Source organism: Pseudomonas sp. V98_8 (assembly GCF_029967975.1).
In the GTDB taxonomy this organism is placed as follows: Bacteria; Pseudomonadota; Gammaproteobacteria; order Pseudomonadales; family Pseudomonadaceae; genus Aquipseudomonas; species Aquipseudomonas umsongensis.
Map to the genome: position 1 here is coordinate 75,398 of NZ_JASCAE010000047.1, position 26,203 is coordinate 101,600.

18 protein-coding genes are annotated in these 26,203 nt (G+C 61.5%); 8 read left to right on the plus strand and 10 right to left on the minus strand.

From position 1 onward, the window contains the following. Positions 1-57 precede the first annotated feature (57 nt). The gene (locus tag QLG10_RS15465) at positions 58-1,890 is read left to right on the plus strand and encodes an ABC transporter ATP-binding protein (protein WP_110752601.1); all 1,833 of its coding nucleotides are present in this window, start codon (positions 58-60) and stop codon (positions 1,888-1,890) included. A gap of 174 nt (positions 1,891-2,064) precedes the next feature. After that, positions 2,065-2,763, plus strand: coding sequence for an aquaporin Z (gene aqpZ / locus QLG10_RS15470; protein WP_110752599.1), 699 nt, complete (start codon positions 2,065-2,067; stop codon positions 2,761-2,763). A gap of 18 nt (positions 2,764-2,781) precedes the next feature. On the opposite strand, the gene QLG10_RS15475 is transcribed toward aqpZ, so the two are convergent. After that, positions 2,782-3,906, minus strand: coding sequence for a GNAT family N-acetyltransferase (locus tag QLG10_RS15475; RefSeq protein ID WP_188264198.1), 1,125 nt, complete (start codon positions 3,904-3,906; stop codon positions 2,782-2,784). Positions 3,907-4,188: 282 nt separating this feature from the next. On the opposite strand from QLG10_RS15475, the gene QLG10_RS15480 reads away from it, so the two are divergent. Then, positions 4,189-5,508, plus strand: a complete 1,320-nt coding sequence (locus QLG10_RS15480; protein ID WP_110752595.1) for a putative porin — start codon at positions 4,189-4,191, stop codon at positions 5,506-5,508. Positions 5,509-5,742: 234 nt separating this feature from the next. On the opposite strand, the gene QLG10_RS15485 is transcribed toward QLG10_RS15480, so the two are convergent. From QLG10_RS15485 to aceK, 3 genes are all read right to left on the minus strand, one after another. Beyond that, positions 5,743-6,864, minus strand: coding sequence for a beta-ketoacyl-ACP synthase III (locus tag QLG10_RS15485; RefSeq protein WP_110752593.1), 1,122 nt, complete (start codon positions 6,862-6,864; stop codon positions 5,743-5,745). A gap of 360 nt (positions 6,865-7,224) precedes the next feature. Continuing rightward, entirely contained in the window at positions 7,225-11,136 is a 3,912-nt protein-coding gene (gene hrpA, locus QLG10_RS15490) for an ATP-dependent RNA helicase HrpA (RefSeq protein WP_282487650.1), read from the minus strand. A 123-nt stretch (positions 11,137-11,259) separates the two neighbouring features. Then, positions 11,260-12,978, minus strand: a complete 1,719-nt coding sequence (gene aceK / locus QLG10_RS15495) for a bifunctional isocitrate dehydrogenase kinase/phosphatase (protein WP_110752589.1) — start codon at positions 12,976-12,978, stop codon at positions 11,260-11,262. A gap of 157 nt (positions 12,979-13,135) precedes the next feature. Here aceK and QLG10_RS15500 point away from each other — a divergent pair, with 157 nt between their 5' ends. After that, complete coding sequence (locus QLG10_RS15500) at positions 13,136-14,035, plus strand: DMT family transporter (RefSeq protein WP_110752587.1); 900 nt, start codon at positions 13,136-13,138, stop codon at positions 14,033-14,035. Positions 14,036-14,151: 116 nt separating this feature from the next. Here QLG10_RS15500 and QLG10_RS15505 read toward each other — a convergent pair whose 3' ends face one another. The 6 genes from QLG10_RS15505 to QLG10_RS15530 all read right to left on the minus strand — a co-directional run bounded on the left by QLG10_RS15505 (position 14,152) and on the right by QLG10_RS15530 (position 21,550). After that, positions 14,152-15,732 (minus strand): aldehyde dehydrogenase (NADP(+)), encoded by a 1,581-nt coding sequence (locus QLG10_RS15505; protein WP_110752586.1) that lies wholly within the window; start codon positions 15,730-15,732, stop codon positions 14,152-14,154. A 59-nt stretch (positions 15,733-15,791) separates the two neighbouring features. After that, positions 15,792-16,787, minus strand: a complete 996-nt coding sequence (gene araD1, locus QLG10_RS15510; protein WP_110752584.1) for an AraD1 family protein — start codon at positions 16,785-16,787, stop codon at positions 15,792-15,794. A 37-nt stretch (positions 16,788-16,824) separates the two neighbouring features. Next, positions 16,825-18,000, minus strand: a complete 1,176-nt coding sequence (locus QLG10_RS15515) for an L-rhamnonate dehydratase (protein ID WP_188264199.1) — start codon at positions 17,998-18,000, stop codon at positions 16,825-16,827. A 277-nt stretch (positions 18,001-18,277) separates the two neighbouring features. Then, positions 18,278-19,282: a 4-hydroxythreonine-4-phosphate dehydrogenase PdxA gene (locus QLG10_RS15520; RefSeq protein ID WP_110752581.1), complete on the minus strand. Its 1,005-nt coding sequence runs from the start codon at positions 19,280-19,282 to the stop codon at positions 18,278-18,280. Continuing rightward, positions 19,279-20,235, minus strand: coding sequence for an amidohydrolase (locus tag QLG10_RS15525; RefSeq protein WP_282487651.1), 957 nt, complete (start codon positions 20,233-20,235; stop codon positions 19,279-19,281). Before QLG10_RS15525 ends, QLG10_RS15520 begins: the two co-directional genes overlap by 4 nt. Continuing rightward, positions 20,228-21,550 carry an MFS transporter gene (locus QLG10_RS15530; RefSeq protein ID WP_282487652.1) on the minus strand — a complete coding sequence of 441 codons (1,323 nt, stop codon included), beginning with the start codon at positions 21,548-21,550 and terminating at the stop codon, positions 20,228-20,230. Before QLG10_RS15530 ends, QLG10_RS15525 begins: the two co-directional genes overlap by 8 nt. A 460-nt stretch (positions 21,551-22,010) precedes the next feature. Between QLG10_RS15530 and QLG10_RS15535 the strand changes: the two genes are divergently transcribed. From QLG10_RS15535 to QLG10_RS15550, 4 genes are all read left to right on the plus strand, one after another. Next, the gene (locus tag QLG10_RS15535; RefSeq protein WP_110752575.1) at positions 22,011-23,024 is read left to right on the plus strand and encodes a tripartite tricarboxylate transporter substrate binding protein; all 1,014 of its coding nucleotides are present in this window, start codon (positions 22,011-22,013) and stop codon (positions 23,022-23,024) included. Positions 23,025-23,077: 53 nt separating this feature from the next. Next, on the plus strand, positions 23,078-23,611 hold the full coding sequence (locus QLG10_RS15540; protein ID WP_020797846.1) for a tripartite tricarboxylate transporter TctB family protein: 534 nt from the start codon (positions 23,078-23,080) through the stop codon (positions 23,609-23,611). Then, positions 23,608-25,137, plus strand: a complete 1,530-nt coding sequence (locus QLG10_RS15545; RefSeq protein WP_282487653.1) for a tripartite tricarboxylate transporter permease — start codon at positions 23,608-23,610, stop codon at positions 25,135-25,137. Before QLG10_RS15540 ends, QLG10_RS15545 begins: the two co-directional genes overlap by 4 nt. Before the next feature lie 69 nt (positions 25,138-25,206). Then, on the plus strand, positions 25,207-26,151 hold the full coding sequence (locus tag QLG10_RS15550; RefSeq protein WP_282487654.1) for a LysR family transcriptional regulator: 945 nt from the start codon (positions 25,207-25,209) through the stop codon (positions 26,149-26,151). The last annotated feature ends 52 nt before the right edge of the window (positions 26,152-26,203 follow it).

The window sequence follows — 26,203 nt, forward strand, 5'->3', positions numbered from 1 at the left end:
GTGTTGCCGGCAACGCTCAAACCGTTGAAGGAGAGCCCGCTCGCGGGTGAATAACCGATGCTTTATCGCCGTTTCGAAAAACTGATCGACGTCTTCCGCGATGCCCCGACTGCCGCACCGCCGGATCGGGTCCTGCCCTTCTATACCTACTACCTCAAGCAGGTCTGGCCCAGTTTTGCCGCCCTGCTGATCGTCGGCCTGATCGGCGCACTGATTGAAGTGGCGCTGTTCAGCTACCTGAGCCGCATCATCGACCTGGCCCAGGGCACGCCCAACGCGGATTTTTTCAAGCAACACAGCCTCGAGTTGACCTGGATGGTGGTGGTAGCGCTGGTACTGCGCCCGGTATTCGTCGGCCTGCATGACCTGCTGGTGCACCAGACCCTCAGCCCCAGCATGACCAGCCTGATCCGCTGGCAGAACCACAGCTACGTGCTCAAGCAGAGCCTGAATTTTTTCCAGAACGACTTCGCCGGGCGCATCGCCCAGCGCATCATGCAAACCGGCAACTCCCTGCGCGATTCAGCGGTGCAGGCGGTGGATGCGCTGTGGCATGTGCTGATCTACGCCATCAGCTCGCTGGTGCTGTTCGCCGAAGCCGACTGGCGCCTGATGATCCCGCTGCTGACCTGGATCATCGCCTTCATCAGTGCGCTCTACTACTTCGTGCCACGGGTCAAGGATCGCTCGGTGGTGGCCTCCGATGCGCGCTCCAAGCTCATGGGGCGGATCGTCGACGGCTACACCAACATCACCACCCTGAAGCTGTTTGCCCACACCAACTTCGAGCAACAGTACGCCCGCGAAGCGATCAAGGAGCAAACCGAAAAAGCCCAACTGGCCGGCCGTGTCGTGACCAGCATGGACGTGGTCATCACCAGCATGAACGGCCTGTTGATCGTCAGCACCACCGGCCTGGCCCTGTGGCTGTGGACGCAGTCGCTGATCACCGTGGGCGCCATTGCACTCGCGACCGGGCTGGTGATCCGCATCGTCAACATGTCCGGCTGGATCATGTGGGTGGTTACCGGCATCTTCGAAAACATCGGCATGGTCCAGGATGGCTTGCAGAGCATTTCGCAACCGGTCAGCGTCACCGACCGCGACCAGGCCAAACCCCTTGCGGTAGCCCGAGGCGAAGTACGTTTCGAAAATGTGGATTTCCACTACGGCAAACAGAGTGGGATCATCGGCGGGCTCAACCTGACGATCAAACCCGGGGAGAAGATCGGCCTGATCGGTCCTTCCGGTGCGGGCAAGTCGACCCTGGTCAATCTGCTGTTGCGCCTGTATGACGTGGAAGGCGGGCGCATCCTCATCGACGGGCAGAACATCGCCGAGGTGAGCCAGGAAAGCCTGCGCGAACGCATTGGCATGATTACCCAGGACACCTCGCTGCTGCATCGCTCGATACGCGACAACCTGCTGTACGGCAAACCCGACGCCACCGATGCCGAACTCTGGGAAGCGGTGCACAAGGCCCGGGCCGACAGCTTCATCCCCACCTTGTCGGACGCCGAAGGCCGCACCGGCTTCGATGCCCATGTCGGGGAACGCGGGGTCAAGCTCTCTGGCGGTCAGCGCCAGCGCATTGCCATCGCCCGCGTCCTGCTCAAGGACGCGCCAATCCTGATCATGGACGAGGCCACGTCGGCATTGGATTCCGAGGTCGAGGCGGCCATCCAGGAAAGCCTGGAAACCCTGATGCAGGGCAAGACCGTCATCGCCATCGCCCACCGACTCTCGACCATCGCGCGGATGGACCGGCTGGTGGTGCTGGAGAATGGCAAGATCGCCGAAACCGGTAGCCATGCCGAATTACTGGCCCACGGCGGTTTGTATGCGCGGTTGTGGCAACACCAGACCGGGGGGTTTGTGGGGATCGACTAGGCGTTGTAACCGCCGCAAAAACAACTGCCACGCCCGCACCAAGGGTGTTGGCGGTTTTTTTATGCCCATTGGAACTTTATGAAAACGGTGCTGTACTGACACAGGGTTCTGGAGGTGGTTCTGCAGTCCATCAACTGGATGAAAGGCAGTAAAATCTCGAAAGGACATTCCCTCATGTCTCTGTTCAAACGTTCCGCTACGGAGTTGGTAGGTACCTTCTGGCTGGTGTTGGGTGGTTGCGGCAGCGCTGTACTGGCCGCTGCGTTCCCGGATGTCGGCATCGGTTTGCTGGGGGTATCCCTGGCGTTTGGCCTGACGGTACTGACCATGGCATTCGCCATTGGCCATATTTCCGGTTGTCATCTCAATCCGGCGGTATCGCTGGGACTGGTGGTCGGCGGGCGTTTCCCGGCCAAGGAACTGCCGGCCTATGTCATTGCCCAGGTGATTGGCGCGGTGATTGCGGCCGCCCTGTTGTACTTCATTGCCAGTGGCAAGCCCGGTTTCGAACTGGCGGGAGGCCTGGCGTCCAACGGCTTCGGCGAACATTCCCCTGGCGGCTACTCGATGGCGGCGGGGTTTGTCTGTGAGTTGGTGATGACGGCCATGTTCATCCTGATCATCCTCGGCGCCACCGATAACCGCGCGCCGGCGGGGCTTGCGCCGATTGCCATCGGCCTGGCCTTGACCCTCATCCACCTGATCTCGATCCCGGTCACCAACACCTCGGTCAATCCGGCACGCAGTACCGGCCCGGCACTGATCGTTGGTGGCTGGGCGATCCAGCAATTGTGGATGTTCTGGGTCGCGCCGCTGCTCGGCGCGGTGGTCGGCGGCGTACTGTATCGCTGGCTGGGCAAGGAAAAGCTCTGAGCGCCAGCACGGCGAAGATCAGCCTTGCCGGTAAGGCAAGGCGGTCTTTGCCTCATCCGCGTACGCCAACACACCGATCCGCTCCTGCTGCAAAAAGTCCTTCACGGCCGCTTTCAGGCCGGGATGACGCAAGTAATGCCAGGAGTGCGTAATGACCGGTTCAAAACCGCGAATCAGCTTGTGCTCACCCTGGGCACCGGCATCGAAACGCGCCAATCCATTGGCAATCGCGTAGTCCATGCCCTGGTAGAAACAGGTCTCGAAATGCAGGCGGTCGAACTCCGCCAGGCAGCCCCAGTAACGACCGTAGAAACTGTCGCCACCGACCAGGCTGAAGGCCATCGCCACCGGGCGTGAGCCCTGTTTGGCCAACACCACTCGTATCGCCTGCGGCATGCGCTCGGCCAACTGGCTGAAAAATTCCCGCGTCAGGTAAGGTCGTTGCCGGCGAACCGCGTAGGTGTTGGCGTAGCAGGCATAGACAAAATCCCATTGTGCCTCGGTCAGTTGCCGACCCTCGAGCCATTCGAATTCGATCCCCTGCCCGGCCACTTGCTCGCGTTCCTTGCGCATCTGCTTGCGTTTGCGCGAACTCAGGGCGTCGAGAAAATCCTGGAAATCCCGATAGCCACGGTTCTGCCAGTGGTACTGGCAACCGATGCGTTGCAGCCAGCCAGGTTGTTCGGCCAGTGCGGCGTCGGTGAACGGGTCGGTGAAGTTGATATGGGCACTGGAGAGCTGTTCGATCTCCAGGTAGCCCGGCAGGCTCTTGAGCAATTCGAAACCATCTTCGACCCTGGTCGCCAGCAAGCGTGGCCCGCTGACCGGGCTGAACGGTACGGCAGTCAAAAGCTTGGGGTAGTAATCGATGCCGGCGCGTTCGCAGGCATCGGCCCAGGCGTGATCGAACACGTACTCGCCGTAGGAATGCCATTTGCGGTAACTGGGCAACGCGGCGATCAGTCGATCGCCTTCGACGTGCAGCAAATGCTCGGGTTGCCAGCCGGAATGGGGTCCCACACTACCACTGTCTTCCAACGCGCCGAGAAACCCGTGGCGCAGAAATGGCTGGTTCTCGGGTACCAGTGCATCCCACGTTTGCGGGTCGATTTCCGACAGACTTTGCAGACGTTGCAACGGCATCACCGTCCTCACTCTTCATGGCGTGAAAGCTTGGCGAGTATCGCTTATCGCAGTGCATTGCACACGGGCAATTCGACGACAGCGCTCTGGATCAGTCGTTTGCAACGCTTGGGCACCGTCACAGACATGCCATCACTCTGCCACTGCACTGTCATAAAGCATCGCGATACTGGCGCCTGTTTTTAGAGCGCCGGGTTATATCCGGCCACTGTTTTCCGTCCACCCCATGGTCGGTTGTGCCCAGGATGGTCCAGCCATCCACTCTCATCTTCGGAGATTGATATGCGTCTTGCTTCCACGAAAACTGCGGCGGCCTTGTGTGGCGGCCTGCTGCTGGCCATGAGTGTGCCTGCCAGCGCCGCAGTCGACGCCAAACTGCTCGACATGCTCAAGGCTAACGGCTCGATTACCAACGCCCAGTACAGCGAACTGCAAGCCGAGCTGGCAAGGGATCAGAAAGACCAGCAAATCGCTCGCCAGGCCCAGCAAGAGACCAACGAGCAGATCGCGGCCACCGCGAAGAAAACCAATGAGCTGAGTACCTTCGACCAGAAGCTGGCGTGGGCTGCCAAGACCCAATTCAAGGGCGACGTGCGTTTCCGTCAGGAAAACGTGCACAACGATGGCGTTCCCAACAACAAAGACCAGGATCGCCAGCGCATTCGTGCCCGCCTGGGTGCGTTCAGCGAAATCAACCCGCAAGTGGACACCGGCATTCGTATTGCCACCGGCAGCAGCGACGACGCTCGCTCCACCAACCAGGACCTCAACAACTACTTCGACAAGAAGCAGATCTGGCTGGACCTGGGTTATGTCGACTACCACCCCGACGCCATCAAGAACCTGCACGTGATCGGCGGCAAGATGCTGCAGCCGTGGGTGAGCATGGGCGACATCATCTGGGACAGCGACATCAACCCCGAAGGCCTGGCCCTGACCTACAAATACCCGCTGGGCAACACCGAACTGTTCGGCAGCGCCGGTCACTACACTCTCAAGGACAACGTCGACGGCGAAGGGGTGCAGTTCAAGCACGACCTGCGCCTGTACGCTGGTCAATTGGGTGCGCGTTTCGCCATCACCGACAACCTGAAAATGACCGTGGGCGGCAGCCTCTACAACTACGACAACGACGAAGACAGCGCCTGCACCGCCAGCACCTCGCCATGCGCACTGGCCGTCAACGGTAACACCCCGGGCGAGCAGTTCCGTCTGTGGGAAGGGTTCAGCCAGATCGACATCGGCGGCCTGCCAATGCCGCTGTCGCTGTACGGCCAGTACGTGCACAACGCCGAAGCCAGCAACGACAAGGACACCGGCTGGCTGGCCGGCGTCAAGACCAAGATCTACGGCTTTGGCCTGGACTACAACTATCGCGACGTGCAACAGAACGCGGTGGTGGGTGCCTTCACCGATTCCGACTTCGCCAACGGCTTCACCGGTTCGCGTGGCAGCAAGCTGAAAGTCAGCTACGAGCTCGACAAGAACTTCACCCTGGGTGCGACGTATTTCATGGCGAACTCCGACTACACCAACGCCAGCGTCAACCTGAAAGACTCCGACATCAACACCCTGCAACTGGATGCCGAAGCGAAGTTCTGATTTCCCGCTACACGACTCCGGCACGGATGCCTGAGCCACTCTTGCAGCCTGGCGTTGATCTATCGGTCCCCATCATCCTCCGATAGGTCGACGCCGGGCTGTTTCTATGGCGTAAAAAAAGATCGCAGCCTGCGGCAGCTCCTACACGATCGGGTTCAACGCGATATCGCGATTGAACAGCGATCCATGTAGGAGCTGCCGCAGGCTGCGATCTTTTCAGCTACGGCGAAAAACTCAGCGTTTGCGCAGCAACACGCTACCGATCGAGTAACCGGCGCCGAACGAGCTGAGCACCGCCAGCGAGCCCGCGGCCAGATCGTCCTGGTGCTTGTGGAACGCAATCACCGAACCTGCCGAACTGGTGTTGGCATAGGTATCGAGAATCACCGGCGCTTCCTGCTCGGTAGCTTCACGGCCCAGCAGCTTCCTGACGATCAGGTGATTCATGCTGAGGTTGGCCTGGTGCAGCCAGAAACGCTTCACGTCATTGACGTTGAGCTGATTCTCTTCCAGGTGCGCAGCGATCAGCTCGGCGACCATCGGGCAGACTTCCTTGAACACCTTGCGCCCTTCCTGCACGAACAGTTTGTCCTTGGCGCCGATGCCCTCTTCCGCGGCGCGGTTGAGGAAGCCGAAGTTGTTGCGGATGTTGTTGGAAAACTTGGTCAGCAGCTTGGTGCTGACAATGTCGAACTGGTGACCAGAGGTGGCCAGGTCCGCACGCTCGATGATCACCGCGGTAGCGGCATCGCCGAAAATGAAGTGGCTGTCGCGGTCCCGGAAGTTCAGGTGGCCGGTGCAGACTTCCGGGTTGACCATCAGGATCGCCCGGGCCTGGCCCAGCTGGACGCTGTTGGCCGCGGCCTGGATGCCGAAAGTAGCCGAGGAGCACGCCACGTTCATGTCGAAACCGAAACCCTCGATACCCAGCGCTTCCTGGACTTCGATGGCGATGGCCGGGTAAGCGCGTTGCAGGTTGGAGCAGGCGACGATCACGCCGTCGATGTCCGCGGCGGTCTTGCCGGCACGTTGCAGGGCTTGTTCAGCTGCGCCGATGGCCATCTGGCAAAGCACCGACCATTCGTCGTTGGAGCGCTCCGGCAAGCGTGGCGCCATGCGCTGCGGGTCGAGAATGCCTTCCTTGTCCATGACAAAACGGCTTTTGATGCCGGAGGCTTTCTCGATGAACGCTGCGCTGGATTCGGTCAACGCCTCGACTTCGCCGCGGGCGATGGCTTCGGCGTTGTCGGTGTTGAATTGAGCGACATAAGCATTGAAAGACTGCACCAGCTCTTCGTTGGAGATGCTGTTGGCCGGGGTGTACAGGCCGGTGCCGCTGATGACGACGTTATGCATGGTCGTGTCTCTAATCTGTTCAGGCAGAAAGTATTGGTACAGTCGTACCAATACGCAAAGGGTCTATTCCCATCCCGGGGACGCAAACCTGGCATCGCTTGATCCGTCGCGCGAGCTGGCCGAAGGCTCTAGCCCGTGAAACTGGCGCTTATGGTCGCGAAGTTTGCCATAAACCTTGGATTTTCGCCCCTTTTGCAAGTAAGGCGGTACAACTCGATATCTGTAGGAGCGAGCATGCTCCGGGCGGCGTTCCGACGATGGGCTTGAGGACGCCGCGGGGTATCAGGCACCCAGCGTCATCGTTGAAGTCCATCGTCGGAACGCCGCCCGGAGCCTGCTCGCTCCTACAGGGGGGCCATGTCAGGGCTCGACCTGGCTCCATTGCTTGTTCAGGCGCTTGTCCGAGATCGGCACCTTGGTCCCCAGCTGTTGGGCGAACAGCGAAACCCGGTACTCCTCCAGCCACCAGCGATACAGCTCCAGCTGTGGATCGCGTTTGCCTTCCTGGGCGTGTTTGTTGGCGCGGGTCTGATATTGCGTCCAGAGGCCGGACAACTCGCCGCTCCAGACCCGATCCCGTTGCACCTGGGCGCCGATTTTTTCGAAACGCTGTTCGATGGCCTTGAGGTAGCGCGGCAATTCCTTGAGCCACTGCATCGGCGTTTCCCGGACAAACCCCGGATACACCAGATGGCTGAGCTGCTGCTTGATATCGTTCAGGGCCACGGCTTGCGCCAGGTCGATCTTGCCCTTGAAGCGCTTTTGCAGGCCGTGCCAGAGCTTGAGGATTTCCAGGGTCAGTTTCGCCACGCGTTCGGCATGTTCGGTCCAGGCACCGCGCTTGCGCTCAGCCAACGATGCCAACCCGGCGCCATCACGGGGCAAGGGGTCTTCACCGTCGAGGATGCAGCTGTCGAGGCTGGCCAACAGTATGTCTTCGACCAGTGCATCGACACGGCCCATGTCGCGATACAGCAGGCCCAGTTCGGTCAGGCCCGGCAACTTGCCGCGCAGGAACTTCGCCGGCTCGGCCAGCTGTTGCAGGAGCAAGCGCTGCAGGGCACGGCGATGCTGGAACTCGGCTTCGGCCGGGGTCGAGAATCGTCCTTCCTTGACCGTCCCCGCCTCTTCCACCAGCGCCGGATAGACCGTCATCGACAGGCCGGCGATCTTCTGCTGGGTTTTTTCGGCGACGGCGGCGAACACTTTCGGTTCGACCGGCTGCTGGCTTTTCGCGGTTTGTCGTACCGCCAGGGCAGCCTGGCTGGCTTCGGCGAAACGCGCCGTCAGTTCGGCCAGGTCGCGTCCTTCGCCGAGGAACTTGCCCTGGGCGTCGACGATTTCCAGGTTCATCCGCAGATGGCTTTCGACCTGCTGCGCCGCCTCGCTCCAGGCCTCATCGCTGACCCGGGCACCGGTCATGCGCAACAACTCGCGACCCAGGGCCTGGGGCAACGAGCCTTCAGTGAAGGTCATGCGCTGCAATGCGGCTTTGACGAAATCCGGCACCGGCACGAAATTCTTGCGCAAGGCCTTGGGCAAGTTACGCACCAGCGCAATGCACTTGGCTTCGATCACGCCCGGCACCAGCCACTCCAGGCGCTCCGGCGGCAGCATCGGCAACAGCGGTGCCGGTACCCGCAGGGTCACGCCGTCACGCGGGTGGTTCGGTTCGAAGTGGTAGCTCAGGGCCAGTTCCAGGTCGCCGATGTGCAGCGTGTCCGGATAGTGCTGGGCGGTGACTTCACTGGCTTCGCGGGCCAGCACGTCTTCCTCGCGCATGATCAGCAGTTGCGGGTCTTTCTGGCTGTTGATCCGATACCAGCTGTCGAAGGTCGCGGTCTGGTGGATCTCGGCCGGCAGGCGCGCATCGTAGAAGGCGTAGAGGGTTTCTTCGTCAGCCAGGATATCGCGGCGACGGGCCTTGGCTTCCAGTTCGTCGAGTTGTTCGAGCAATTGCTTGTTGGCGGTCAGGCATTTGGCTTTCGACTGGATCTCGCCGCGCACCAACGCTTCACGGATGAACAGTTCACGGGACACCACAGGATCGACCGGACCGTAATGCACCGGCCGGCGGCCGACCACGATCAGCCCGAACAGGGTGATCTGCTCGAAGGCCACGACCTGGCCACGCTTCTTCTCCCAATGGGGTTCGAAGTGGTTTTTCTTGATCAGGTGCCCGGCCAGCGGCTCGATCCAGTCAGCATCGATCTTGGCCACCATGCGTGCATACAGCTTGGTGGTTTCCACCAGTTCGGCGGTCATCAACCATTGCGGGCGCTTCTTGCCGATACCCGACGAGGGGTGAATCCAGAATCGTCGCTGACGCGCGCCGAGGTAATCGCCGTCTTCGGTTTTCTGGCCGATCTGGCTGAGCAACCCCACCAGTACCGCCTTGTGCAGTTTCGGGTAGTCCGCCGGCTCTTTATTGAGGCTCAACTGCATGTCGCGGCAGATCAGGCTCAATTGGCGATGGGAGTCGCGCCATTCACGCAGACGCAGGTAGTTCAGGAAATTCTTGCGACACCAGTTACGCAGCGGGCTCGCCGTCAGCGCCTGGCGCTGCTCTTCGAAACCGCGCCACAGGTTGACCAGCCCGGCGAAGTCCGAGTCGCTGTCTTTCCATTGCGCATGGGCCTGATCCGCCGCTTGCTGGCGTTCCGGCGGACGTTCGCGCGGGTCCTGGATCGACATGGCGCTGGCGACGATCAGCACTTCCTGCAGGCTGCCGAGCTTCGCCGCTTCCAGCAGCATGCGGCCCATGCGCGGGTCCACCGGCAGCCGCGCCAACTGGCGCCCGAGGGGGGTCAACTGGCTGTTGCGGTCTACTGCCGAGAGTTCTTGCAGCAGGTTGAAACCGTCGCTGATCGCCTTGCCATCTGGCGGTTCGATGAACGGGAACGCGGTGATCTCGCCGAGGCGCAGGTGCAGCATCTGCAAAATAACCGCGGCCAGGTTGGTGCGCAGAATCTCCGGATCGGTGAATTCCGGACGCCCGAGGAAATCCTCTTCGCTGTACAGGCGCACACAGATGCCCGGCTCGACCCGTCCGCATCGGCCCTTACGCTGGTTGGCGCTGGCCTGGGAAATGGCTTCGATCGGCAGGCGCTGGACCTTGGCGCGGTAGCTGTAGCGACTGATGCGCGCGGTGCCGCTGTCGATCACGTATCGGATGCCCGGCACGGTCAGCGAGGTTTCCGCAACGTTGGTCGCCAGCACCACGCGCCGGCCCGGGTGCGACTGGAAAATCCGCTGCTGCTCGGCCGGCGACAGGCGCGCGTACAACGGCAGGATCTCGGTGTGCTTGAGCTGGGCTTTGCGCAGCATGTCGGCGGCGTCGCGAATCTCGCGCTCGCCGGGCAGGAACACCAGCACGTCACCGGGGCTGCGGCGTTCGCTGCGCTCATAGGCGGCAATTTCATCGAGGGTGGCGAGGATCGCCTGATCCACTGTCAGGTCGTCTTCGACGCGGTTGCCCTCCTCGTCCTGTTCCAGGGTGAGCGGGCGATACCAGGTGTCCACCGGGAAGGTGCGACCGGAGACTTCGACAATCGGCGCATCGTCGAAATGCTTGGAGAAGCGCTCCAGGTCGATGGTCGCCGAAGTGATGATGACTTTCAGGTCCGGACGACGCGGCAGCAGGGTTTTCAGGTAACCGAGCAGGAAGTCGATGTTGAGGCTGCGTTCGTGGGCTTCGTCGACGATGATCGTGTCGTAGCGTTCCAGATAACGGTCGTTCTGGGTTTCCGCCAGCAGGATGCCGTCGGTCATCAGCTTGATCAACGTATTGGAATCGCTCTGGTCCTCGAACCGCACCTGATAGCCGACCAGGGCGCCCAACGGCGTGCCGAGTTCTTCGGCCACCCGGGCGGCCACGCTGCGCGCGGCGATCCGACGCGGTTGGGTGTGGCCGATCAGGCCATGTTGGCCGCGCCCTATTTCCAGGCAGATCTTCGGCAACTGGGTGGTTTTACCCGACCCCGTTTCGCCGGCAATGATCAGCACCTGATGCTGTTGCAGGGCCTTCTTGATTTCGTCGCGCTTGGCGGCGATCGGCAGGCTGTCGTCGTAACGAATCACCGGCAGGCTGGCACGGCGGGCCAGCACCTGGTCACAGGACGCCTGCATCCGCGCTACCCACTGGGCCAGTTTGGCCTCGTCGGGTTTCTTGCGCAGCTCAAGCAACTGCCGCCGCAGCCGGTGGCGGTCGGCGAGCATGGCGTGATCGAGGTTTTTCAGCAGTTTGTCGATGGAGGGCGATTCGTCGGTCATCAGGTACGCAATTCAGTCGTCTAGTGGCGCAGGGGGGCGATTGTCGCAGATTTGCGCTGCCATGTGATCGCTGGTTCCCTGATCGCTCCCACGCAGAGCGTGGGAACGATCTGTGTGGGGGGGTTACTCGTTATCGAGGCCCTTGCGGCGATACGGGAACACGTCGATTACCTTGCCGGCGCGGATGGCCTCTTGCAGGCTCTTCCAGTAATCGGCGTTGTACAACTCGCCGTGCAGTTGATCGAACAACTTGCGCTGGCCCGAATCGGCAAACAGGAACGGCGGGAATTCCTCTGGAAACACGTCCAGCGGCCCGATCGAATACCAAGGCTCGGACGCCATCTCATCTTCCGGCGTACGCGGTTGCGGAATGTGGCGGAAGTTGGCTTCGGTCAGGAAGCAAATCTCGTCATAGTCATAAAACACCACGCGCCCATGCCGCGTGACGCCGAAGTTCTTGAGCAACATGTCCCCGGGAAAGATGTTCGCCGCCGCCAGTTGCTTGATCGCCAGGCCATAATCCTCCAGGGCCTCGCGAACCTGCGCCGGGTTGGCGTTTTCCAGGTACAGGTTCAGCGGCGTCATGCGTCGCTCGGTCCAGCAGTGGCGGATCAACACCGTGTCGCCTTCCACCGACACCGTGGACGGCGCGACTTCCAGCAGTTCTTCGAGGCACGCAGGGTCGAACTTGCTCAGCGGGAAGCGGAAGTCGGCGAACTCCTGGGTATCGGCCATGCGCCCGACACGGTCGACGCTTTTCACCAGCCGGTACTTCTCGATCACCGTGGCGCGGTCGACGTTTTTCGACGGCGAGAAACGGTCCTTGATGATTTTGAACACCGTGTTGAAACCCGGCAGGGTGAACACGCTCATGACCATGCCGCGCACGCCCGGCGCCATGATGAACTGGTCGTCGGTGTTGGCCAGGTGGTTGATCAGCGCGCGGTAGAACTCGGACTTGCCATGCTTATAGAAGCCGATCGAGGTGTACAACTCGGCGACGTGCTTGCCCGGCAGGATGCGCTTGAGGAAGCCGATGAACTCCGCCGGCACCGGCACATCCACCATGAAATACGAACGGGTGAAGGAAAAGATGATCGACACGTCCGCCTCGTCGGTGATCAGTGCATCGATCTGGATGCCCCGCCCCTCGAGGTGCAGCAGCGGGATCGCCAATGGCCATTGCTCATCGGCGGTGTAGATGCGCCCCACCAGGTAGGCACCCTTGTTGCGGTAGAGCACCGAGGAAAACAGCTCGACGCTAAGCTCAGGGTCCTTGCACACCCAATCGGGCAGGTTCTCGCGCAGTTGCGCTTCAAGGCGGCGCAGGTCGCCGGGCAGGTCGGCGTAGTCCTCGCTGAAGCGATAATCGGCGAAGATGCTCGCCAGCATGCCCGCCAGCTGGCCCTGGGGCTTGTAGGTGCGGGTTTGCGCGGCGCGGGCCCGGCGCAGGCTCGGGCGTGTGGTGTGGATGAACATGCAGCCGTCGCTGATCAGGTCATGGCTGAACAGGCCGCAGAAAATCGAGTTGTACCAGGTCTCGGACAATTCATCGTCGAAGCGCAGGTCGATCAAGGTGATGTACGCGCTCTTGACCAGCGGCCAGCAACTGACGTCCAGCGTGTCGGTGTCGAAGGCGGTGTGCAGTCGGGCCACCGTTTCACTGACTTTTTCTTCGTAGAGATTGATCCGCGCCGCCGACGCCGACTGCGTCTCCTGCCACCTGGCTTGCTCGAAGCGGGCCCGGGCGCCGTCGGTGATCTGGCGAAAATGCTCGCGGTAATCGTCAAAGCCATCGAGGATCAGGCGGGCGATGTCGGCGGCTGGCCATTGCTGCGGCATGGTGAGACCTCTGCGGGAATTCGTGAGCCCTGAGCTTAGCCAGTGAAGCGGGTGCAGGAGAAGTGTAATTTTGCGCGCGGGTTATTTGCCCGTTTTCCGGTTGCCATGGATCAGCCGCTCGGCAACACTCTCGTCCCGATCAAGGAAGGAGAGCAGCGTGAACCCCGTCGATATAGTCCGTTTACTGTCACTGGCGGCCATCTGGGGTGCGAGCTTTCTATTCATGCGCATCATCGCCCCGGTGATTGGCACGATCCCTACGGCCTTTTTCCGCGTGTCGATTGCCGCTACCGGCTTGTTGCTGATCCTCGGGCTGATGCGCATCAGCTGGGATTTCAAAGGTAAGCTCAAGACTGTGATGCTGCTTGGGGTGATCAACTCCGGGATTCCGGCAACCCTGTATTCAGTGGCCGCCCAGGTGCTGCCGGCCGGGTACTCGGCGATTTTCAACGCCACCACACCACTGATGGGCGTGTTGATCGGTGGTCTGTTCTTTCATGAGAGACTCACCGCCGCCAAGCTCGGCGGGGTATTGCTTGGATTGCTTGGCGTTGGTGTGCTGACCCGCGCGGGCCCGGTCGCATTCGACCTGCAGTTGCTGATGGGCGCCCTCGCCTGCCTGCTCGCCACCACCTGTTATGGATTCGCCGGATTCCTCGCCCGCCGCTGGCTGGACCAGGCCGGCGGCCTCGACAGCCGTTTGTCTGCATTGGGCAGCATGCTCGGCGCCACGCTGTTCCTGTTGCCGTTGTTCGGCTACAGCGTGATCAGCCAACCGCCGGCAAGCTGGGGCGGCTGGAGTGTCTGGTTGTCGTTGCTGGGATTGGGGCTGGTGTGTACCGCGCTTGCGTACATCGTTTACTTCCGCTTGCTCAGTTCGGTCGGGCCGGTGAGGTCGATGACCACGACCTTCCTGATCCCGCCGTTCGGCGTGTTGTGGGGGGCGCTGTTACTGGATGAGCCATTGTCGATGGCGCATGTCTACGGCGGGGTGTTGATTGCGGCGGCATTGTGGCTGGTGTTGAAGCCTGCTGTGGTGAAGGTGGCAGGCCAGTAGGTTTGTGGTGCGGTTGATTAAGCCTTCGCGAGCAAGCCCGCTCCCACATTCGATCTGCGTCACGACGACGATCAACTGTGGGAGCGAGCCTGCTCGCGAAGGCGGTTGCCCAGACACTACAACGCCGACTGACTCACCTCCCCATCCACCAACCGCCGAATCCCCAGCGGATTAGCGTTCTGCAACGCCTCGGGCAGCAACGCGTCCGGGTAATTCTGGAAGCACACCGGGCGCAGGAAGCGGTCGATGGCCAGGCTGCCGACCGAGGTCCCACGCGAATCGGACGTCGCCGGATACGGCCCGCCATGTACCATCGCTTCGCACACCTCGACGCCGGTCGGATAGCCATTGAGCAGAATCCGCCCGACCTTTTCCTGCAACATCTCCGCCAGCCAGCGATACGCCAGCAACTCGCCAGGCTCGCCGATCAAGGTCGCCGTCAACTGCCCGCGCAGGCCCTGTAGCGCCGCCGCCAACTGCGCGCGGTCTTCGACTTCGATGACGATGGTGGCCGGCCCGAACACTTCCTCCTGAAGCAACTCATCGCCCTTGAGCAACAGGCTGACATCGGCCTTGAACACTTGCGGCTGCGCCTGCTTGCCCTGTTGCGGCTTGCCCGCCAGATGAGTCAGCCCCGGATGTTCGTGCAGCTCACCCAAACCTCGGCTGTAGCTGTCCAGCCCTGCGGCATTGAGCATGGTTTGCGCAGGTTGCTGGTTCATGCTCGCGCAAAAGGTTTCGAGAAAGCTGGTGAACTGTGGCGAACGCAGGCCGATGACCAGGCCCGGATTGGTACAGAACTGACCACAGCCCAGGGTTACAGAGCCTGCAAGTTGCGCCGCGATCTGCTCGCCGCGCACTGCCAGCGCCTCGGGCAGCAGGAACACCGGGTTGATGCTCGACATCTCGGCGAACACCGGAATCGGCTGTGGTCGGGTCGCGGCCATGTGGCTCAAGGCATTGCCACCTTTGAGCGAACCGGTGAAACCGACGGCCTGGATCGCCGGATGCTTGACCAGCCACTCACCGACACCACCGCCATAAATCATGTTGAAAACCCCGGCCGGCATTTGCGTGCGCTCGGCGGCGCGGATGATCGCGTCCGCCACCCATTCGGCGGTTGCCATGTGCCCGCTGTGGGCCTTGAACACCACCGGGCAACCGGCGGCCAGGGCCGAGGCGGTATCGCCACCGGCCGTGGAGAATGCCAACGGAAAGTTACTCGCGCCGAACACGGCCACCGGCCCCAGGGCGATGCGGTACTGACGCAGATCCGGGCGCGGCAATGGCTGGCGCTCCGGCAGCGCCCGATCGATGCGTGCGCCGTAGAAATCACCGCGACGCAACACCTTGGCGAACAAGCGCAACTGGCCGCTGGTGCGACCGCGTTCGCCCTGGATACGCCCGGCCGGCAACGCGGTTTCGCGGCAAACGGTGGCAACGAAATCCTCGCCCAGCGCATCGATTTCATCGGCGATGGCGTCGAGGAAGGTCGCGCGTTTTTCCGCGCTCAGGTTTCGGTAGATCGGGTACGCCGCCGCGGCGGCTTTGGCGGCGGCATCCACTTCGGCTTCGGACGCCTGAAAGAAGGTGCCGGACAATGGCTCGCCGGTGCTCGCATCGAGACTTTGCAGTTGCAAGGTGCCGTTGGCGCTGCGGCGGCCGCCGATGTAGTTGTGGCCAAGAAATTGAGTCATGTGAGTTCCTTGATCAATGGCAGACCTGTAGGAGCCGGCTTGCTGGCTCCTACAGGGGGTCAGAGCGTGCGCACCTGACCGATAGGCAACGGCTGGGCACTTTCGCCGATGCCGTTCACCAGTGGCGCACCGAACTCATCGAGGCTGATCTGGAAGCGATCGCCCGGCTGGGTCTTGATGCCGTCGGCAAACGACAGTGTGGCGGTGCCAAAGTAGTGCACATGAACGTCACCGGGCCGCAAGAACTGTGCGTACTTGAAGTGGTGGAACTCGAGGTTGGCCAGGCTGTGGCACATGTTGTCTTCGCCGCTGAGAAACTCCTTTTCCCAAATCGTTTCGCCATTGCGCTTGATGCGGCTGGTGCCGACCAGGTGCCTGGGCAATTCACCGACGCGCAACTCGGGTCCGTAGGAGCAGCAGCGCAATTTCGAATGGGCGAGGTACAGGTAGTTACGCCGTTCCATGACATGGTCGGAGAACTCATTGCCCAAGGCATAACCGACGCGATATGGCTGGCCGTCGTCGCCAATCACATAGAGCCCGGTCAGTTCCGGTTCTTCACCGGCGTCTTCGGCGAAGGGCGGCACCGGGAAATCCGCGCCGGGACGCACGACGATGCTGCCGTCGCCCTTGTAGAACCATTCCGGCTGCGCACCGACCTGTCCGGCCGCTGGCTTACCGCCCTCCAGCCCCCATTTGAACATGCGCATCGTGTCGGTCATGCCGGCTTCGACGGCGCCCTCCTGCTGGTGCATCTTGTCCCGCGTCGAGGCGCTGCCCAGATGGGTCAGGCCGGTGCCGCTGATCAGGCAATGGGCCGGGTCTTCGTGGTCCAGCGGTGGCAGGACCTGGCCCTGGCGCAACAGCTGTGCGTAGTCCGGGCCCGGCTCGGTGCCGCGCAGGCTGACTTCTTCTTGCAGGCTGCGCTGGGCGCGGATCGCCGCCAGTGCCAGTTCGCGGGTGTTGCGTGTGCCTTTGAGCACCAGGACCTGGGCCCCGTCGACCAGCCCGACCTGGCGTTCACCGGCCGTGTTTTCGAATTGAATCAGGCGCATGTCGGCCCTCCGCAAAGTCTTGGATGTGTAGTGAGGATCACTCGATGATGTTGAAGTCGCTCAGGTACTCATCGGAGATTTCCAGGCCAAGACCCGGCTTGTTGTCGTCGAGCTGGATATAGCCGTTGACCGGTTGCGGCTCGCCCTTGAACACGTAGTAGAAGAGCTCGTTGCCGACCTCGACGTCGAACACCGGGAAGAACTCGGCCATCGGCGAGGCGGTGGTGGACATGGTCAGGTGGTAGTTGTGCATCTGCCCGGCGTGCGGGATGACCGGTACTGACCAGGCTTCGGCCATGGCGTTGATCTTGCGCGCTGCAGTGATGCCGCCGACGCGGTTGGTGTCGTACTGGATCACGTCGACGGCGCGACGTTCGAGCAGGTCCTTGAAGCCGTAGGACGTGAATTCGTGCTCACCGCCGGAGATCGGCATGATCCCCATTTTTTTCAGCTCGATGTAGCCTTCGATGTCATCGGCGATCACCGGTTCTTCCAGCCAGCGCGGCTCGAACTCGGCCAGTTTCGGCAACATGCGGCGGGCATATTCCAGCGTCCAGCCCATGTAGCATTCGAGCATGATGTCGACATCGGGACCGGCCAAATTACGCAGGGCGCGCACTTGTTCGATGTTCTTGCGCATGCCCGCCGGGCCATCTTTCGGGCCGTAGCCGAAGCGCATTTTCAGCGCGGTGAAGCCTTGGTTCAGATAGCCTTGGGCTTCTTCGAGGAACAGGTCGAGGTTGTCGTTGGCGTAGAGCTTGGAGGCGTAGGTCCAGATCTTTTCCTTGGTGCGGCCGCCGAGCAGCTTGAACACCGGCTTGTTGACCGCCTTGCCCATGATGTCCCAGATGGCGATGTCGATCGCCGAGATCGCCGCCATGCCGATGCCTTTGCGCCCCCAGGCGTGGCTCTGGCGGTACATTTTCTGCCAGATGTATTCGTTGTCGAACGGGTCTTCGCCCACCGCGATGGGTGCCAGGTAGGTGTCGATGATTTCCTTGGCCACCCGTGGCGCCAGGGCGCAGTTGCCGATGCCGACAAGACCGGTGTCGGTCTCGACTTCCACCACCAGCCAGCCGTGGAAACGGAACGAGCCCATGGCGTCGCCGCGTTCGAACAGGATGTCGCTGGCGTTGGTGCAGAAGTGCGCTTGAGGCGGGACGACTTTGCCTTTCCACTCGAAAACGCGGGTACGGATCGCTTTGATTTTCATGAATACAGATTCCTTGCGCTGCCGGCTTCTTGTCATTGTTGTGTCGCTGCCCGGGTGCCAGGCATTCGATGGAGCGACTGTAGCCAGCGCCCGGGGGCTGCGGATAATCACTTATGCGTATCCGGCGATAACCTGGGGTGATAGGAAAAAGCAGTTATCAGGTAGATCGAGTTATCAGACCAAAAACAAAAAGATCGCAGCCTTCGGCAGCTCCTACAGGATGTATGCCATCCCCTGTAGGAGCTGCCGAAGGCTGCGATCTTTTGATCTTGCCCTTTTAGTAGCTGTTGCCACCCATCCGGCAAGCAATCTCGAACGCCTGGCGAGTCGCGCCGACATTCGCCCTGCCCTGCCCGGCGATATCGAACGCAGTGCCGTGGGCCGGTGTGGTGATGGGAATGGGCAGGCCGCCCTGAACCGTGACGCCACGGGAGAAGCCCATCAACTTGATCGCGATCTGCCCCTGGTCGTGATACATCGTGACGACCGCGTCAAAGGCGCTGGCGTCGCCCTGGACCTTCAGGAAAATCGTGTCGCCCGGGTACGGTCCTTCCGCCGCGATTCCCAGCGCCTGGGCCTTGCGCACCGCCGGGCCGATGATGTCCAGTTCCTCACGGCCGAACGAACCGTTATCACCGTTGTGCGGGTTCAATCCGCAGACGCCGATGCGCGGTTTTTCCAGGCCGTTGCGCTTGAGGGCGGTGTCGATCAACTGAATCGCTTCCACCACCCGCTCCTGGCTGAGCAGCCCCGGCACCTCGGCCAGCGCCACGTGAGAGGTCACCCGTGACGTCCAGAGATTGTCGAGCACGTTGAACTCGCAGAACGGCCCGTTGAAATCCAGCAGCTCGGCGAACCAGTGCAGTTCATCGTTGTGGGCCATGCCGGCCATGTGCAGCGAGGTCTTGTTCAACGGCCCGAACAATATCGCATCGGTGGTCCCGGCCTCGGTCAAGCGCAGCGCTTTTTCCAACGTGTCGAGGCTGTAGCGACCGCCAATGACGCTGGCCTCGCTGCGCGGGAATTCACCGAGGGTGTCGCCGCGAAAATCGTAGAACAACGGCGTGTCATCAACAAAAGACAGCTGCTCCAGAGACTCCACCCGACGATAGGGAAACTCCACGCCGGCGATGCGCATGCCGCGACGCATTTCCGCTTCGTCGGCAATCAGGATCACGTTGGCCTGGCCGCGCACATCGGGCTCAGCGAGCAAGCGTGCGATCAGTTCCGGGCCAATGCCCGCCGGGTCACCCAGGACCATCGCGATGGTTGTCTTGTTCATGCTTCACTCCTCAAGGATTCAGGCCACGCCCGGTCAATGGCGCAAGGTTCGCAGCGGTAGATGCGCTGCGCGTTGCTGTAGAACAGTCGCTCCTGATCGGCCACTGGCAGATCGGCGACGATGGATTTGAAACCGCTGTAGATGTCGTCGAACGAGCCGCACAGTCTGTCCACCGGAAAATTGCTGGCGAACATCGCTCGTCGGGTGCCGAACATCGCGATGATTTCGCGCACGATCCAGGCGTTGTCGATGGTGCGCCACGCCCGGCCCGCCTGGCCCAGGCCGGAGATCTTGACCTGCACGTTCGGCCACTGCGCCAACCGCGCCATCGCTGCTCGCCATCCCGCCAAGCCTTCGGCGCTGCGATCGTTGGGCAACCCGGCGTGATTGAGAATCAGGGTGATGCCGGGGAAGTCCCGGGCCAGCCGCTCGGCCTCGGGCAGGTTCCACCAGGGCGTCTGCAAATCAAAGTGCAGACCCAGTCCCTCCAACGCGGCGTAACTGCGCCGCCAATGCTCGTCACTCATCAGACTGCGCACCCGCCCGAACTGTTCGGGTGACGTCGGCCCGCCCGGTTTGTGCCGCACGCTGCGCACGCACTTGTAGGTGGCCTGCTCGGCCAGCACCGCAATGGCGTCCGGATGGTCGAGCCAGGCTTGCGCGACGATCGCATTCGGCACGCCGTAACGGGCGGCCAGTTGCTCGATGAACCGGGTTTCGCCAATCGGGTCCCGGGGGTTCCATTCGGTTTCCACATACACCGTTTGCACCACCCGGTGTTCACCGGCATCGGCGAAGTAATCCTCGGGAAAATAGCGGCGCTTGATCGCGCTGTAGTCACCGTAGCGAAACGCAATGTTGGCTTCGGGCGCCAGCCACGGATGGTCGTTGATTGTTGGGTCCCAGAAGTGATGATGGGCATCGATGATCGGTCCATTCCAACGCTCAGCCATAACGCACCTCGTCGAGACTGATGAACAACGTCGCCAGCACAAACACTGCCGAGCACGCGGCGAAGAACCCGAGCACGGGGGCGAAGCCACCGCTCATTTGCAGGAGCACCCCCACCAGGATCGGCACCGCGATACCGCCGGTGCTGCCGGCCATGTTCATCACGCCACCGATCAACCCAACCCGCGCCGGCGCTGCCAGCAATGCCGGGAAGCTCCAGTAGAGGCTGCCCCACATCAGGAAAAACGCGGTCATGGCCAACAGCGCGACGGCCGCAAAAGGATTGCTGAGCGTCGGCAACAGCAGGAACGCGCCGAGGGCCACCAGGCCGGAAAACGCCAGCAGGCTCTTGACCGCGACACCACGGCTGACACCTTTTCGGATCAAGCCGTCGCAGAGGAAACCACCGGTCAACGATCCCAATGCACCGCAGACGAAAATCACGAAGGTCGCCGCGCCAATGCCCTTGATATCAAATCCCCGGGCTTGCGCCAGATAACTCGGTCCCCAGGTCAGCAGGCCGAAATACACCATCGCCCAACTGGCACGACCGATCAGCAATCCGCTGAGTGAACGGCCGGCAATGCCCAGGCCCTTGACCGGGGCACGGGCGGCTTCGGCGGCGGGGGTGGCGCGTCCGGCGTTGATTTTCGCAAGCTCCAGGGCATTGATCTGCGGGTGGCTGTTCGGGTCATCACGCAGATAACGCCGCGCCAGCCAGGCCAGCAACAGGGTCGCCACACCGGCGATCACGAAGGCCAGGCGCCAGGAGTCCAGCGAAGCAATCAGATAGGCAATGATCAACCCGCCGAGCGCCACGCCCAACGGACTGCCGCTGTCCATCAACACCGCACCGCGGCTGCGTTCGCTGGGCGCCAGCCACAGGGAGATCAATTTGCCGCCGGACGGGAACAATGGAGCTTCCGAGGCCCCCAGCGCCACGCGGGCAAACAGCAACGACAAGCCGCCAGTGGCGAACGCCGCCAGCACCTGGAACGTGCCCCACAACCCGGTGGACCAACTGATGACCCGATGCGGCCCGAAGCGATCGATCAACCAGCCACCGGGAATCTGCAACAGTGCGTAGGCCCAGAAGAAGCTGCTGAGGATCAAGCCCTGCATGCTCGGAGAAAGGGAAAATTCATGGGCGATGGTCGGCATGGCGATGGACAGCGACACCCGGTCGATCAGGTTGACCATGGTCAGCGCGAAGACGATCGCGAAGATCCGCCAACGCACATTGCTGGCTTTCGCGGTGCCGGCCTGCGGGATCGCATCTGCCGTGGGCAGATGCAGGGAAGCACTGGGACGAGCCATGGTGCGTACCTCGATTTATTATTTTTGTGAAGTTGCAAACATCGACCTGTAGGAGTCGGCTTGCTGCGGGCGGCGTTCCGACGATAGCGGAGTGTCAGGCGCCATCAATGTCAATTGAGGCGCCGCTATCGTCGGAACGCCGCCCGCAGCAAGCCGGCTCCTACAGGTTTGACGTGCCGCGTTTGTAGCGGTGTTGGTGAGCACTATCGAAGGACCAGTGATAACCGTCTAATCAAAACTTGAAATCAGGTGATAGCTTTGGGTTATGGCATGCCAAGCTTTCAATGGGCTTTCAACGTAGGCATACATTGTTCTGGAGGAGCTATAACCCCAGGCTATCGGTGTATGTATTGTTTTGACTAGACGCGGCGACGGCGTCTTCCCACACTCTGGCCAGGCTTGCAGCTTTCGAACGCCAACAAGTCACTCATAACAACTACAAAAACGAGGCTCTTCCATCATGCGAAATGCATTCGTCCGTCGCACATCCCGTCTGTTTCTTGGCTGCACGTTGGTCGCCGCGGGTGCCCTCCCCGCCCTGGCCCACGCCTGGCAACCGGACAAGAACGTCGAAATCGTTGTCGCCGGTGGCCCCGGTGGCGGTACCGATCAACTCGGTCGCCTGATCCAGTCGATCATCACCACGCATAAACTGCTCGACGTTAATACCATCGTCCTCAACAAGGGCGGCGGCAATGGCGCCGAAGCCTTCCTCGACATGAAAATGAACAAGGGCGATGCCGAGAAACTGGTGATCGGCACCAACAACATCTACTTGTTGCCGCTGGTGTCCAAGCTCGGTTACCAATGGCAGGAGCTGACGCCGATTGCCGCCGTGGCCGAGGATGACTTCATTCTCTGGAGCTACAAAGGCGCGCCGTGGAAGGATGCAAAAAGCTTCTATGAAGCGGTCAAGGCCGACCCATCGAACCTGCGCATGGGTGGCAGCCAGTCCAAGGATGTCGACCAGACCCTGACCTTGCTGCTGAACCAGACCACCAACAGCAAACTGGTGTACATCCCGTTCAAGAGCGGCAGCGAAGCCGCCACCCAACTGGCTGGCAAGCACATCGCCGCCAACGTCAACAACCCCAGCGAAAGCATCAGCCAATGGCGCGGCGACCAGGTCGAACCGCTCTGCGTCTTCAGTAAAGAGCGCATGGCCTACACTGAAAAAGTCGCCGGCGACAAGTCCTGGGCCGATGTGCCGACCTGCCACGAGCAAGGCCTGGGCATCGATCAATACCGCTTCCCGCGCACCGTGTTCATGCCCGGCGACGTTTCCGCCGAGCAACGCGCGTTCTATGTCGAGCTGATGCGTAAAGTCACCGAAACGCCGGAGTTCAAGGCCTACGTCAAGCAGAACGCCCTGGTGCCGACCTTCCTCGAGGGCGAGCCGCTGACTGCCTACATCGAAAAAGACACCGCCCGCGTCACCCCGGTATTCAAAGAAGCCGGTTGGTTGAAAAACTGACGTTGTCGCGGCCGCTCGCTTGCGGGCGGCCGTCATCTGCTGGAGGTGTCTGCATGTCCCATTCTTCGGATTCACCCGCGCTGGTCGGCACCCGTTGGGTCGAACTCGGCCTGACACTCTTCACCGCGCTGATCGGCGTAGTGGTGATGTTCGGCAGCGTCGAACAAGGTATCGGCTGGGGTGATGCCGGCCCCGAGCCGGGTTACTTCCCCTTCTACATCGGCCTGATGCTGAGCGCCGCAAGCGTGGCCAACGGCGTGTTGACCGTGGTGCGCTGGCAAGCGCTGAGCATTGCATTTGTCAGTCGCAGTGCATTCAGGCAAGTGCTGTCGGTATTCATCCCGATTGCGCTGTTCGTCGCAGCCATGCCACTGACCGGCATCTACGTCGCCTCGGCATGCTTCATCGCCTGGTTCATGTGGCGTGACAGGGTCCGCGCCAAGCCTTACGGCAAATGGATGATCGCCACGGTATCCCTCGGCGCGGTCCTGGCCAGCTACCTGATTTTCGCGCTGTGGTTCAAGGTTCCGCTGGATGCAGGCCCGTTGGGCGACTGGATTGCCCTGGCCGGGAGAAATTTCAAATGAGCGAATTCGATTCCCTGTTGCAAGGCATGAACCTGATCCTGACCCCGGGCCACATCGGCCTGATGGTGATCGGCGTGCTGCTGGGCATCCTGGTCGGTGTGTTGCCTGGCCTCGGCGCCCCCAACGGCGTGGCACTGTTGTTACCGTTGACGTTCACCATGTCGCCCGTGTCGGCGATCATCCTGCTGTCGTGCATGTATTGGGGCGCGCTGTTTGGCGGCTCGATCACCTCGATCCTGTTCAACATCCCCGGTGAGCCCTCATCGGTGGCGACGACGTTCGACGGCTACCCGATGGCCCGCGAAGGCCGCGCCGCCGAAGCCCTCACCGCCGCGTTCAGCTCGGCACTGATCGGTGCGCTGGCCGGGGTGTTGTTGCTGACGTTCCTGTCGACCAAAATCGCCGCCTTCGCCATGTCGTTCAGTTCGCCGGAGTTCTTTGCGGTGTACCTGTTGGCGTTCTGCACCTTCATCGGCATGAGCAAGAACCCGCCACTGAAAACCGTGGTGGCGATGATGATCGGTTTCGCCATGGCGGCGGTCGGCATGGATACTGTGTCCGGCAACCTGCGGTTGACCTTTGACCAACCGATCCTGATGACCGGCATCAGCTTCGAAGTGGCGGTGATCGGCCTGTTCGGCATCGGCGAAATCCTTTGCACAGTGGAAGAAGGCCTGGTGTTCCGCGGCGAACATGCGCGCATTACCCCGATGGTGATCCTGCGCACCTGGGCCAAGCTGCCGCGCTACTGGTGGACCATTGTGCGCAGCACCCTGGTCGGTTGCTGGATGGGCATTACGCCGGGCGGGCCGACCGCCGCATCGTTCATGAGCTATAGCCTGGCGCGGCGTTTTTCGAAGAACCGCGACAACTTTGGCAAGGGTGAACTCGAAGGCGTGATCGCCCCGGAAACCGCCGACCACGCGGCCGGCACCAGTGCCTTGCTGCCGATGCTGACCCTGGGCATTCCCGGTTCAGCCACCGCGGCGGTGATGCTCGGCGGTTTGATGATCTGGGGCCTGCACCCGGGGCCAACGCTGTTTGTCGAGCAACATGACTTCGTCTGGGGCCTGATCGCCAGCATGTACCTGGGCAACGTGGTGAGCCTGTTCGTGGTGTTGGCCACCGTGCCGCTGTTCGCCTCGATCCTGCGCATTCCGTTCTCGATCATCGCGCCGATCATCATCATGGTCTGCGCCATCGGTGCCTATTCGGTGCACAACTCGTTCTTCGACGTGGTGCTGATGCTCGGGTTCGGCGCGCTGGGATATCTGTTCAAGAAACTTGGCTACCCGATCGCGCCGCTGGTATTGGCGGCCGTGCTCGGCGACAAGGCTGAAGATGCTTTCCGTCAGTCGATGCTGTTCTCTGACGGGCACCTGGGAATTTTCTGGTCCAACCCATTGGTTGGCAGCCTGACCACGGCGGCGTTGTTGATGCTGTTCTGGCCGTTGATTTCCAAGGCGCTGCAAACCCTGATGGGCCTGCGCAAACCCCAGGTCGCCAAGGCAAAATCGGTGCTGTGACACAGCAATGCTGGCAACGCCTGGCATTTGTTGTCAGGCTTGCCACAGTTTTGTTTGCGAGTACGGCCCATGTCCCGAATTCCCGATGCCAATGTAATCCACAGTCGACTGCGTCTGCGCCAGCTGCGGCTGATGCTGGCGCTGGAGGAATTCGGCTCGTTGCGCCGCGCCGCCGACCACATCGGCATGACTCAACCGGCAGCGACCAAGATGCTGCACGAGGCTGAGGATTTGCTCGGCGTCGAACTCTTTGAACGCCTGCCTCGGGGCATGCGCTCGACCCCATTCGGGGAAACTGTCATCTACTACGCTCGCATGGTCTTCGCCGAGCTCAGCGGCATGCGCGAAGAACTGGTGGCCCTGCAATCAGGCAACCTGGGGCGAGTCGCCGTTGGCGCGATTCCGGCGCTGGCCTCGGGGCTGTTGACCCGCACCATCGCGACCTTGAAGCAAAGTCATCCACGCTTGTCCATGAGCATTCAGGTCGATACCAGCGACGTGCTGGTGCAGGCGCTGCTGCAGGATCAACTGGACATTGTCCTGGGCAGGATTCCGCCCGGAGCACGGGCCGAAGAACTGCTGTTCGACAGCCTTGGCGAAGAAGCCCTGTGTGTGATCGCCGGTGCACAGAATCCGCTGGCGAAGGAGAAGCAACTGGGTTGGGCAGAGCTGCAGAACATGACCTGGGTGCTGCAACAGCAACCCAGCCCGATGCGCGCGATCATCAATCAGGTGTTCCATAATGCGCGGGTCGATATCCCCAGCAGCATCGTCGAAACCACCTCGATCATGACCTTGCTCTCATTGATTCAGCAGACCGATATGCTCGGCGTCACGCCGGTGTCGGTGGTCGAGGATTATCCTGGTCGTGACCTGCTGGCGGTATTGCCGATCACGTTCGAAGCACGCTTGCCACCGTACGGGCTGATTACCCGTCGCCATCGCATTCAGTCGTCGGCGATGCAGGCGTTCATGAACTCGGTGCGTGCCGAGCAGGCGTTGAGCAAACTGTAGGAGCTGCCGAGTGCAACGAGGCTGCGATCTTTTGATCTTTTAAAGCAAGATC